Origin of the sequence: Microcoleus sp. K4-B3, from assembly GCF_036704615.1 — a bacterium.
In the GTDB taxonomy this organism is placed as follows: domain Bacteria; phylum Cyanobacteriota; class Cyanobacteriia; order Cyanobacteriales; family Microcoleaceae; genus Microcoleus.
Map to the genome: position 1 here is coordinate 23,265 of NZ_JAUBSF010000075.1, position 11,409 is coordinate 34,673.

12 protein-coding genes are annotated in these 11,409 nt (G+C 46.4%); 9 read left to right on the plus strand and 3 right to left on the minus strand.

What is annotated here, in order from left to right; all coding sequences use genetic code 11:
* Positions 1-6: 6 nt before the first annotated feature.
* The 3 genes from dpdE to trhO all read right to left on the minus strand — a co-directional run bounded on the left by dpdE (position 7) and on the right by trhO (position 5,377).
* Complete coding sequence (gene dpdE, locus QUA78_RS24620) at positions 7-3,342, minus strand: protein DpdE (RefSeq protein ID WP_333303590.1); 3,336 nt, start codon at positions 3,340-3,342, stop codon at positions 7-9.
* A gap of 197 nt (positions 3,343-3,539) precedes the next feature.
* On the minus strand, positions 3,540-4,361 hold the full coding sequence (locus QUA78_RS24625) for a glutathione S-transferase (RefSeq protein WP_333399070.1): 822 nt from the start codon (positions 4,359-4,361) through the stop codon (positions 3,540-3,542).
* Positions 4,362-4,411: 50 nt separating this feature from the next.
* Positions 4,412-5,377, minus strand: a complete 966-nt coding sequence (gene trhO / locus QUA78_RS24630; RefSeq protein ID WP_445302460.1) for an oxygen-dependent tRNA uridine(34) hydroxylase TrhO — start codon at positions 5,375-5,377, stop codon at positions 4,412-4,414.
* 209 nt (positions 5,378-5,586) lie between these two features.
* Between trhO and QUA78_RS24635 the strand changes: the two genes are divergently transcribed.
* The 9 genes from QUA78_RS24635 (at position 5,587) to QUA78_RS24675 (ending at position 11,355) form a co-directional block, all read left to right on the plus strand.
* The gene (locus tag QUA78_RS24635; RefSeq protein WP_333303593.1) at positions 5,587-6,822 is read left to right on the plus strand and encodes a tyrosine-type recombinase/integrase; all 1,236 of its coding nucleotides are present in this window, start codon (positions 5,587-5,589) and stop codon (positions 6,820-6,822) included.
* Between the two features lie 191 nt (positions 6,823-7,013).
* The gene (locus tag QUA78_RS24640; RefSeq protein ID WP_333303594.1) at positions 7,014-7,388 is read left to right on the plus strand and encodes a hypothetical protein; all 375 of its coding nucleotides are present in this window, start codon (positions 7,014-7,016) and stop codon (positions 7,386-7,388) included.
* On the plus strand, positions 7,381-7,746 hold the full coding sequence (locus tag QUA78_RS24645) for a hypothetical protein (protein WP_333303595.1): 366 nt from the start codon (positions 7,381-7,383) through the stop codon (positions 7,744-7,746). The genes QUA78_RS24640 and QUA78_RS24645 overlap by 8 nt, the downstream gene beginning before the upstream one ends.
* 8 nt (positions 7,747-7,754) lie before the next feature.
* Positions 7,755-8,231: a hypothetical protein gene (locus tag QUA78_RS24650; protein WP_333399071.1), complete on the plus strand. Its 477-nt coding sequence runs from the start codon at positions 7,755-7,757 to the stop codon at positions 8,229-8,231.
* Entirely contained in the window at positions 8,228-8,497 is a 270-nt protein-coding gene (locus tag QUA78_RS24655; RefSeq protein ID WP_333303597.1) for a hypothetical protein, read from the plus strand. The genes QUA78_RS24650 and QUA78_RS24655 overlap by 4 nt, the downstream gene beginning before the upstream one ends.
* Positions 8,485-9,018 carry a hypothetical protein gene (locus tag QUA78_RS24660; RefSeq protein ID WP_333399072.1) on the plus strand — a complete coding sequence of 178 codons (534 nt, stop codon included), beginning with the start codon at positions 8,485-8,487 and terminating at the stop codon, positions 9,016-9,018. Before QUA78_RS24655 ends, QUA78_RS24660 begins: the two co-directional genes overlap by 13 nt.
* 296 nt (positions 9,019-9,314) lie before the next feature.
* Positions 9,315-9,524, plus strand: coding sequence for a hypothetical protein (locus QUA78_RS24665; protein ID WP_333303599.1), 210 nt, complete (start codon positions 9,315-9,317; stop codon positions 9,522-9,524).
* A 4-nt stretch (positions 9,525-9,528) separates the two neighbouring features.
* On the plus strand, positions 9,529-9,990 hold the full coding sequence (locus QUA78_RS24670) for a hypothetical protein (RefSeq protein WP_333303600.1): 462 nt from the start codon (positions 9,529-9,531) through the stop codon (positions 9,988-9,990).
* Positions 9,991-10,113: 123 nt separating this feature from the next.
* Positions 10,114-11,355, plus strand: a complete 1,242-nt coding sequence (locus tag QUA78_RS24675; RefSeq protein WP_333303601.1) for a DUF3854 domain-containing protein — start codon at positions 10,114-10,116, stop codon at positions 11,353-11,355.
* The last annotated feature ends 54 nt before the right edge of the window (positions 11,356-11,409 follow it).

Below are 11,409 nucleotides of genomic sequence, written 5' to 3' on the forward strand. Positions count from 1 at the left end.
AACAAATTATCCTTCATCCTCCGACTTTACAGGAGGACGCCCAGAAATCACAATAAATCCCACAGACTCAAGAGTCATGTGCGGGCGGCGAATACCAGCTAAAACCGCTTCACTCAACAAACTTTCCGTACTGATTTCCTCAGCTAAAACCGATTCTAAAAGTTGTTCGGATTTAGAAAGTCGATTCAAGCGCAATTGCAATTGATTCACCCGGTTTTCGAGTTGGATAGCAGCCGTAACAGCGGAACTATGGCACATTTCCACAAAAGCCGATCGCCCGCGCAGCAATTCCTCCGATACCACCCGTCCCTTTTGACAAAAATCATCCCATTCTAGCGGATCGACAAAACTGTCAATCAGCGACGTGCGATTTTTCGACAAATTGTAATCCCGATTCGGCCCGCCTTTCCCCTTATAAGCCCGCTGCAAAATCGTCAGAAGTTCCGCATCTTCCACCAGAGACATCGGCTCGCTACGAGCATCTACAAACACAGTTTCAAAAGTTGGGAGAAACAGAGCATCAGCGCGGCGCTGCAAAGCTTTCAAGTTGTAATTTTCGATGTTTTGTGCTTGCAAAACTTGCTCAGCCCGCTGCACATCAGTCTGGATTGAATAATTAAACTGGAAGCCGAACCACTCCTTCCCAGGCGCAGCATCCCAACTTTCATCATGCCGCCACATGGCAAAAGCTTGACCGCGATCGTCCCAGCGAATATAAGAGCCAAGTGCATCGATTAATCCCTCACCAATGCGGTAAAGAGCGACATCCGCATTCTGATAAGCAATACGGCGATTGTAACTGCCATACTGCTGGCAATAAGGAATCAATCGGGTTCTCAAATCGTTCGACGGAATCAACGTTTTTTGAGTAGGTTGATAGCGCAGCAACCCCGATACACTCGGATGTTCGATTTGTTTGAAGTGAAGAGCTTGACACAACCAACCTTCAGTAGCCCGCTGCATTTCCTTATGCTTAGCATCGCAGTTGTCGAGAGATTCAAAATACTGAGATGCGCTGTCATCAAGAGTATCAATTTCATCGAGAACGTACTGTTCGTCAATTTTAATTTTCTCTTGTTCGATTTCTGTTTTAATCGATTCAATTTCGCTGGATAAGCCCTTGCCTCCCTCAGCAAACAACTTTTCTTCAAGTTTGAGAAGTTTTTCCTCAGCATAAAACTGAAGGCTGGCAATAGATTTGTTGAAGATATCAAACCCATCTTTTAAAACTTGAAACCAAGCTTCGTGGGGACTCTCCGGCAAATCCGGGCCTGCAAACAAACAAAATTGCACTCCCATTTTGCTGCCAATGCGATCGACTCTGCCGAGTCTTTGTTCTAACTGGTTGGGAAACCACGGCAAATCGAAGTGAACTAACCAATCTGTCAATTGCAGATTTACCCCTGCTTCTGCCGAGCGATCGCACACTAAGATAAAACAATGTGGCTCAGTCTTAAACCGCTTGAGACTAGCCTCAACATCATCAGCCGACTTGCTCGTGTCATGGCTGGCGATCGCATTTTTACCAAAGATTTTCGCTAAATTTTCCGCAATCTCTTTACAAGTTGCCGTAAAACTGGTAAAAATCACAATTTTCGGGAAACGCTCGCCCGGAATCGGCCGTTTAATTTGCTGTTGAATTCTCGACAGCAAATCGCGAGGTTTGCTGTGATACTCGCGCGGAACCTTCAAAGCAACTGCGAGAAATCGGAGAATCGCGATTCGTAACAAACTCAGTCGATCGAGTCCTTCCTGGGGCTTTCCCAGGGTATTAAGCAAGGTTTCCAGCATTTCCCTTTCTTCGGGAAACAGCGCAGTTTTGGTCAAAATTGCCGTGTCGTTTTGTCCAAATTCGCGATCGAGTTCTGGAGTCGATTTTTTCTGCAAGCGAGCTTTGACAACCCGTTCTAAAACATTCAGCCAAGTACCAGAAGCGCGGAAAAACAGCAGAAAAATTCTCTGATATTCGCTAGACTTGGGAGCGACTGTGCGCCATTTATCGAGTATGGTTTGAATTTCCGCCCACTGTTCATCATTCAGATCGTACTCGGTTTTGGGGACAGCATCTCGATCGAAAATCACATCTTCCACCGCATCCCGGCGGTTGCGAAGGATGCGACGATGCAGGCGGTAGGTATCGCTAACGTGAGTGCGAATAGTTCGGACAAGGCGAGCCTGTTCTGCGGTTTCTTTAGTTTTCAAACAACTTTCTAACTCTGTTGCTAATCCGATTAAATAATCATCTTTGGCAAAAATAGTGCGAAGTTGAGCGAGTTTTGTTTGCAAAACAGCAGGCTTGGCATTTTCTCGGAAATCCAGCAAAGCGCGGCCGATTTCTTGACGGTTTTGCACCTGTTCTTTGAAGCTTTCCAGGTCATCAAGACGGTAAGTTGTGGGATCTAGCAAGTGCAGCATCGTTAGAAAATCTTGCTCGCGGCCGAGAACTGGCGTTGCAGATAATAACAATAAATTTTTGCTTTTCTGAGCTAGTTTCTGACAGAGTTCAAAGGACTGCTGCTGAGCGCGATCGCTCGAATGTGCCATTGCCGCTACATCATGCGCTTCATCCACAATCAGAAAATCTAGGTTGGCGTTGCGGCTAATTTGATTGATTTCGGTAACAGCAACAAGCTGCACTCGATCGGCAAAATGAGACAAATAGAATTTATTTTCCAACTCCTGCCGCCACTGTTCGAGTAAATATTTCGGAACCAGTACCACTGCGCGTCCGTTGGGTTCATCTAGCAGAAATTGGCGGAGAATTGTGCCGGCTTCTACTGTTTTTCCCAGTCCTGGTTCGTCGGCCAATAAATAGCGCACGATTGGGTCTTCTAGGACGCGCCGGACGACTTCAACTTGGTGCGGATAGAGGTCTATGTTAGCAGAAATTAAACCAGTCATGCCGCGGCTGACGGCCCGCTGTTCGATCGCAGATTGAACGAATGCCAATCGGCGATCGTGAAAATACGGCGTTTCTTGACCTTTGACTGCTAAAATGTCGATCGGATCGGCGATCGGGATATTGCAGCGAACGTAAAGTTCGGTTTCAACAGCTTGCAAACTTTGGCTGTCGGGCAGGTCAATTTCGTACTCTAATTTATCTTCATCCCAGTCATAAACTCGACCGATAATCCATCTTTCCTGAGTGGTACTCCACAGGTAGCAGCGGGTTTGGCGCTGAAGTCTCGCTTCTTGCAGCAAACCCAATGGCACAGTTTTGCGGATGCGGTTTTTAACTGAGCAAAAATATTCAACTACGGCATCAGTACGCGATACCTCGACAACTTTTCCGACTCCCAAATCGTTTCTGGGCGATCGAACTAACGAACCAACATCAATCATAGTTTTAGCCTGATAACATTTACTAGAATACAGCAAATCCTTTCACGTTTAAAAAATTAGCAAAAGGCGATTTTTGCCTCCGTCACTTTTCTATTCAAATGACAGTAAATCTAGTATTCTCAAAACAATAAGTTTAGCATGGTAAATAACATTTTGGGAAGTTAATAAATATGCTGGCAGCGAATAAGAATAAGTAATTACGAGGAAGGAAAAATAACGCCTGCATTACCGGATTCCCATTTCGGATATTTCTGCATAACACTGCTATAAATTTCCGACTCTGTGAACCCTGCTAACCAAGCTTGTACCGGTGGCCAAGGCTGTTCGTTGAACCAATTTTGATCGGTATGAGCGAATTGGCGAACAAAAGGTGCGATCGCCATATCGGCTAATGCTACATTGTTACCAAACAAATATTTAGTAGCGCTTAACTTTGCATTTAGTTTGTCCAGGAATAAAGAACCTTTATAGCGATGTACTTGAGCATCAACATCTGCATAACGATCGGGGTACTTATAACGGTCAAGATGATATTTAAACCTATCATCAAATAGAGCGATTAGTTCCAGCATTTCTGCAACAGAACCTTGCTGTGGTATCAACCATTTTTCAGGATCGTGTTGTCTCAATGCCCACAACATGATATCGATACTTTGATCGAGTACCCGCCCGTCAACATCAATCAATATTGGTACTGTACCTTTGGCCGATACCTCCAACATCTCTGGTGGTTTGTCTCGCAAAACAACTTCCCGCAACTCACACACCCGATTGCTAACCATTAAGGCCAAGCGCGCGCGCATAGCATAGGGACAGCGGCGAAAGGAATACAAAATCGGATATGTTGCTGACATATAATTAGTCGATCGCACGATCTGGTTTTTCTCGTCAGAACCCGGTTTCTTGGTATATTTCTCGTTGCCAAACAAGATTTTTCGTATAAACTGGGTTTCTTTGAGCTTAGTGCCAATACTACACGAGTCAGAAACCCGGTTTCTTGGTATATTTCTCGTCGCCAAACAAGATTTTTCGTATAAACTGGGTTTCTTTGAGCTTAGTTTTAATACTATTAGTCGCAGGCCTCATCTACTTTTTCCTTCGCATCGTAGCGCGCGCCTATATGTACTTGGTTGCGACGCTTAGCAAGCTCAATCTGACGTTGACGTTCAGATAAACCTTGTTTTTTGGTTTCAGTTTTTGAGTCATGACAATGAGGACAACTCACACCAAGTACAAATAATTCAGAAGCCTTATCTTCCTGACTAATCGGGTGACGACAACCGCGACAAAGTTCATAATTACCCGACTTTAACCCCTGACCAACAGAAACCCGTTCATCAAAGACAAAACATTCACCTTCCCAACGACTTTCTGCTTCCGGCACCGTTTCCAAATATTTTAAAATTCCGCCTTCGAGATGATAGACTTCATCAAAACCTTGACTGCGCAAAAAAGCAGTAGATTTTTCGCAGCGAATACCACCCGTGCAAAACATTGCCACCTTGGGTTTATTGCGTAAAGCAGTTTCCCGCAGCACCCATTCAGGTAACTCGGAAAAGCTTTTTGTTTTTGGATTAATAGCGCCTTCAAAAGTACCCATAGATACCTCGAAGTCGTTACGAACATCAACCACGACAACATCGGGATCGTCAAGCAGCTTATTCCACTCATCAGGCTTAACATATTTGCCAGCCATGAGGCGGGGATTAATGTCCGGTACTCCCATCGTGACGATTTCGCGCTTCAAGCGTATTTTCAGGCGGTAAAAAGGTGCTTTTTCCGAGAAAGATTCCTTGTGCACCAGATCCGCAAAACGCGGGTCACTGCGCAAGAATGCCAGCACTGCGTGTACGCCCTCGGACGTACCGGCAATAGTGCCATTGATGCCTTCTTGGGCCAGCAAGATAGTGCCTTTGACGTTGTTGTTGTTGCAACAATCGAGTAGCGGTGCTTTCAACTCAGCAAAATCAGGTAGTTCAACGAACTTATATAAAGCAGCGGTTAAGAAATAAGCCATAGATTGAATTGATAGCACTAATTAATTTTCATAATTATATGAAAATTCAGTCAAAGCGGACGGTGGGACTCGAACCCACGACGTTCAGCATGGGAAGTAGTAAGCACCAGTCATGTAAGCTTATACTGGTAAAGGGTTACATCCTTCGGGCTGCTTTTGTTCGCCAATTTTGTCTCCAAATTGTCTCCAAAATGCTAGCCTTGTCCTGTTGCTTTTGAAATTTTACCATGACCGATGCCTCTAGTAGGGCCAAGAAAGGATCGGTAGTTGTCCAGACTCGCAGTGGCAGGTTGCGCTTGCAGTTGCCCCGCCAGATTTACGGGGGCGATCGTAAATACCTGTACCTGAACCTGTCTGACACCCCTGAAAACTGGGAACTGGCACAAGCTAAAGCCCAACTGATTGAATCTGATATCAAGTTCGAGCGTTTTGACCCTACCCTCAAAAAGTACAAGCCGCAAACTCACTTGACCGTCATTGAGACTCTCAAGTCCAAGCCAGAACTGACTCTAACTAAATTGTTTGAGAGATATTTAGAGTTCAAAAAACCTGCTGTCAAGCCCACAACTTTTCACTATTTAGTGACCAGCATTCAAGCTTATATTGACCGCTGTCCTTACCAGGATTTGTCCGAGGATGATGCTTTGCAATTACGCACGTGGCTGCTTGAGGACACTACCAACAGTATGACCAAGCGAGTTTTGACTTACGTAAATGCAGCGATTGAATGGGGGATTAAATTTAAAATAATCAGCGGATTGCGCGTCTCTCCTTTTAAGGGGATGGCTGCGGATTTACCAAAACACAACTGGCAAAGTGACCCCGAACCGAACGCTTTTAGTCCCGAAGAAAAGGCGTTGGTATTAGAAGCCTTTAAGAACCACAAGGGGAATTGGAACGGCAGGGGTTATGGAGGGCAGAAGCTTTGCTACTACTACCCTTTGGTGCAATTTTGGTTTATGACTGGATGCCGTCCCTCTGAGGCTGTTGGCTTGAGGTGGCGCGATATTGCCTCCGACTTTTCTCACATTGTGTTCAGTGGCAGTGTGCAGCATCCGGGCGGGATAGAGACTAGGGTTGATGGCAGTAAAAATAACAAGCGTCGCAGGTTCCCTTGCAATCAGGAATTAAGCGAGTTTTTGAGAAAGCTTGAACCGGAAAACTTGACGGACAAAAACAGTCTGGTTTTTCCCTCACCCAAGAAGGGCGGGGCAATTAATTACAGCAATTTCACTATCCGTACTTGGCATAAGCTGGTTGACCCAATCACTGAGAAAAGTCGCGAGATTGAAGGACATCGTAAAACTACTACTCCCTACTCTTGTCGGGATACTTTTATCAGCGAACAAGTTGGTAAAGGTGTACCGAGTGCGGTAGTTGCGAAGTGGTGTGACACATCGGAAAAAGTGATTAATGCCGTGTATTTAGACGGCAAGATTTTAGAGCATTTACGCCCGCTTTGATACTATTAATATGTTGATTCTCAGGGTAATTTTTGGGACACAAAACTTTACAGCCGCCTATTGACACGGTGGCTGTAAACCTGCACTCTAAAGGTAAGGAAGATTGATGCGCGACTGACAAGCGATTGGACCCGCTAGCCAAGTCACGACTTCCCCAACCGTTGTCTTAGAACGCTTGGAGCTTAATAATTATGCCAATTTCGGCGCGATACCCTGATGGGCGATCGCAACACTTTACATTTCCCCGGCGCGAGCTTTTTCAAAAAGCAATGTCGGCCGCTTTGTTGTACCTCGTACCATCTCCTCAACCACTTCTCTCTACTCTCAGCGGGCGACCGTTGCCAGAGTTCAGAATGGGCGACTTGATCGAGATTGACTGGACAGGAGAATTCGGCGAGGACTTCATTGAATTCGGTGAGATTGTCGGTATCTGCCATCGCCCGGAGGATGGTTGGGTTTACTACATCAACTGGCTGAGCAGCACTAGCTCGGATGATTTTCAGTACCCCTGTTTTGAAGGGGAACCCACTACGGGCGACAGAATGAGGCTAGTCCGTCATGTCTAAGCCTGCCGTTTCTTGTCGTCGGATTGACCACCTAAAAACAGTCGCTTACGCTTGCGGGTTCTGCGATGATGACGCTCGGAAGTTTGGGAAGCTCACAAAAACTTCCACATGGGAAGCACTTCTAAACCTGCACGGGCTGGAGTTTGAGCCGAAGCCCGAAACACTTCCTTTTCCAACGACCGCTAGCAACATTCAACAAAACTCATCCTGCAACCTTTTGGAGTGGGTGGATTTTGGGCAAGCCTTCGCTCTGGCTCTTGCGTCGGTTGGCTTTGCTTTGCTGATTTTAGGAATGTTTCCCCGCATCAATCCGCTAAATCTTTTCCCGGTAAAAATCACAATTCAGGTAGGTAAATAATGGGAACAATGACCCGACTATTCGGTGGTGATAGCAGCGACGCTATCAGCCACAAGAGCGATAAGTTGATGGCTCCGACCGATGCAAGCGTAATCACACCGCTCAATCCCGGCAACTTTGCTAGCATCCGCACAACGCCTGTAGTAGATGCCCCGCGCTATTTCACAAAAGAAGAAGCGGACGCAATGAAGAAGCTTGCTAAGGAAAAAACCGAGAACGCTCGCCATGCCAAGAAATCTTACAAATCGCTAGGTCAGATTGAAGAGGCAGATGCAAAAGTCCATAAAGCGCACCGGGGGTACGAGAAAGTCGTTGCCACTGGCGAACTCACCAAGAAAAAAGCTGATGTGGGATTGGCTAAACATTTGCACGGTTTGCGTCCTGGCTATGCCCGGTTAGGTATAGGCTTGGAAAAAGCAGAAAACCGCGCCACCGAAAGGATTGAAGCTATCAAAGCCAAATTACTGGGAGGCTCAGAGCAATGATAAAGGCGATCGCTCTCGGCAACAACTTTCTGTTGACTGCGATCGCCTCCAGCTTCCTTTGTTGGCTGGCATCGCTTCATCATTCTCTACTACTATTTGTGCAAGCATTATTCGCACTCAAACTCATTGTCAGTGCTAGTGCTTGGCTACTAGATGATGCAATTATTGCCATCTTGAAAATCAATTTACTGCAATTTAGATTCAGATTAATTGCTAGTACAATCGGGGTTTTAGTTGGGGCGGGGGTGATGTTGTGTCGCTCCTGAAAGTATCCGTTTTATCTCTCTCGGGGCTTACCCTCTGGCTAGCTCCACCATTCATTCTTTCCCGCAAAATTCCCCTGCATAATTTCATGCAAGGTATCGCCCTGGTGTCGGGTTTTGCTTGCTGCTTTGAGGGTCGCCGATGTGCTTTAAAGGTTGCAAAAGAGGAGGAATTTGAGGCAATGAAAGCGAGGGCGATCGACGCCGACGTGGCAGATGAACTCGCAGTTAGCTCCTATGTCGCAGAACAAGAGCGTCGAACGGAGGCAGAACTTTTGCTAGCGAGCGATGCCAACCGAGAACTGCTAGAACGCGCTCTAACACTAAGCTCTGAGGATGAGGAGGAAACAGAACGGCAACTAGCCGAGAACGCCAAAAATGAACGCGCTGAACGGTTGTTGGAACTCAAGGCGAAGGGATGGGGTAAAGCCAAGATAATTCTTGAGATTTGGGGAGTATCGAAGGGAGGCTCACAAAAATACAAGGATGCCGAGGCTGAGTATAAGCGTTTGGTCGGGGAGTGAAAATGCTTTATTTTGCCTCGAAAACACCCTATCACCGAAACCCTTACGCTGTCTCGTTTTCTCCCACAGAACTCACTCGTGGCTATTAATACCCACGCGGTAGAGACTGGCTAGGCAAATGAAGGTGATTTTGGAGCCAGAATCCGTCCGAAATTTTGGACAAAAACCACTCTCAGTCGGCTCCAAAATCGCTTTTTCCGAAACCCGCTCTCTGTCTACGTTTCCCGCCAAAAACTCACTCGTCGATGTATAACATCGACGACGTAGAGACTGGCTAGCCAAATTAGAGGAAAATTATGCCCACAGGAAAACCCAAAATCGGAGTAGTTTATCGGTCAGCAGGCCGACCCTTAGACCCGCCCCGGTGCATCCCTGCTAAAGCCTACGAGAAAAAGTATTTTGTCTCTCGGTTTCAAATCAAGCGCTTGCTCGCTAAAAAGCTGTTGTGTGGGGTGCAATTCAAGCGCCGACTATTTATCGAAGACGTGCCACCGCCGTTAAAATAAAACGATGGACTTAACAGAGCAAAAGGCACTGATACAAAAACTCTGGGGCAAATGCCCTCATGACGAACCCTTGAGATTTTTTTGGGAACGCCAGAGAGAACTTTCATGGAATCGCCCAACTTTCTTGAAGCTTGCCATGCGGGCTGCTAATGAAATTTTTCTAGAACAGTTCAGCAACAAGCGAAGTCTAGACAAATCTTTTAGGTATGTAGACAGTCAAGTAGGAGTTATTCTCCCAGGCGCTCGCAGACCCAGATTTTGTTCTATCAAGGATTTTTTTAACGGCAATCCTGATACCTTCCTGACCTCAACTGAAAGTTTGGCTAGGTTCCGGAGTTTTGTTGAGGGCTTGGCACCGCCTTTCCTTAAAACTAACGAGAGTCCTCCCAAAGGTTTTGTACCGCTTCCCGACGCCGAAATAGGTGGCTGTGCTCGCAACGACAGCTTAATCGCCCGCATTCACTAGCGGGGCGGTTCCACCTGTTTTAAAGTCTTTCAAAACTGTAAACGCCAAAAAACCGCTGCACCTAATTGGAACCTAGTACGCAGCGGTTTTGAGGATTCAACTCGCTTAGGGCGAGAAATTTTCATGTACGACAATATTAACCCGATCGACGGGCAACTTTCAAGCACTGCAAAATATTTATCAAACGAGCATCTCGCCGAATGGTGCAAAGATTCAGCAGTTGATGAAGCGATCGCCCGTTTAGCCATTGAATCGTTGACAGCTAAAGAACTTAACGAGCGCGTCCGTCCCCAAATACCTATCAAGACGGGGGGCTGGTGGTGTCGAGGTGTCTTGTGGCGGACTGGTCAGCCGACTGGCAACTGGTACGGTCAAGCCAAACCCGACAGACTGCACCACGGCAAAGATGGCAAAGAAATCAAATACATGACAGGCAGTGGCATGGAACCCGACGCAATCTTCCTGCCTATGACTGATAGAAATTACTGGGCGAAAGTTCACGCCGACAAATCCATCCCCCGCCATTGGACAGAGGGAGTCAAGAAGGCCGGGGCGGGTCTAAGCCTTGGGTCGGCTGTCATCGCATTAACGGGCGTTTGGAACTGGGGGAAAGGTGGAAAATTAGCAAAGTTTGTGGAGGAATGGGCAGAGCCAGGAACTACTCATTACATCGACTTTGATTCCGACTATGCGGCCAAGCCCTCTTGTCGCGCCGCCATTATCAAATTTGCGACCCTTCTCATCAATAACGGTTGCACTGTCCACATCACTTGCTGGGATACCAAATTCAAAGGGATGGATGATCTAATCGTCGGGAAAGGGGGAGAGGCTTTTTTACAGGCTGTGGCAGAGGCTCCAACCTTTGATAAATGGGAAAAAGAACTCAAGAAGGTTGATCGAAAAAAGAACACTTCAAACCCTAATATTTCTTTAATTCCTCTCCCACGCACGTATGAGGATGTAGTATCTTTGTCACCTCTTAGTAGTGAGAGTGGCTACATCCCAGACACAGCTCCCGCTGGAGAGCAAAATTTCGTATTGAAAGCTGAGAAATATCTTTATTCCGAGGGTCATTGGGCGTCTATTGCGGGGCAACTTTACTGCTTTACGGGTACTCATTACGAGTTGCGCCCAGAGGTAGTGGAGAAGCGGCGCATTCGAGATTTTCTCAGTAATTACGTTGAGATGGTTCGTCACGTTCCTCGGAAGAAATACGCCAATTCTGCCAGCATTAATCAGGTCTATGACTGGGTAGTTGCAGGGTTTGCGGTAGAGTCAAATACCATCAACCCTGATGGATTAAACACTCCTATTGGAGTAATTAAAGTCAAGGCTGACGGAACTTATACCAATTTCATAAAATAGTGCTACAGTTAGTAGAAATGCATTTTGCAATTTAGTAGCCAAAAAGAGGTCAAA

What these genes read in the sequence shown, in the direction of transcription:
- dpdE (WP_333303590.1), bottom strand. Translation starts at nt 3,342, where the DNA reads ATGATTGATGTTGGTTCGTTAGTTCGATCGCCCAGAAACGATTTGGGA.
- QUA78_RS24635 (WP_333303593.1), top strand. Translation starts at nt 5,587, where the DNA reads ATGACCGATGCCTCTAGTAGGGCCAAGAAAGGATCGGTAGTTGTCCAG.
- QUA78_RS24640 (WP_333303594.1), top strand. Translation starts at nt 7,014, where the DNA reads ATGCCAATTTCGGCGCGATACCCTGATGGGCGATCGCAACACTTTACA.
- QUA78_RS24645 (WP_333303595.1), top strand. Translation starts at nt 7,381, where the DNA reads ATGTCTAAGCCTGCCGTTTCTTGTCGTCGGATTGACCACCTAAAAACA.
- QUA78_RS24650 (WP_333399071.1), top strand. Translation starts at nt 7,755, where the DNA reads ATGACCCGACTATTCGGTGGTGATAGCAGCGACGCTATCAGCCACAAG.
- QUA78_RS24655 (WP_333303597.1), top strand. Translation starts at nt 8,228, where the DNA reads ATGATAAAGGCGATCGCTCTCGGCAACAACTTTCTGTTGACTGCGATC.
- QUA78_RS24665 (WP_333303599.1), top strand. Translation starts at nt 9,315, where the DNA reads ATGCCCACAGGAAAACCCAAAATCGGAGTAGTTTATCGGTCAGCAGGC.
- QUA78_RS24670 (WP_333303600.1), top strand. Translation starts at nt 9,529, where the DNA reads ATGGACTTAACAGAGCAAAAGGCACTGATACAAAAACTCTGGGGCAAA.
- QUA78_RS24675 (WP_333303601.1), top strand. Translation starts at nt 10,114, where the DNA reads ATGTACGACAATATTAACCCGATCGACGGGCAACTTTCAAGCACTGCA.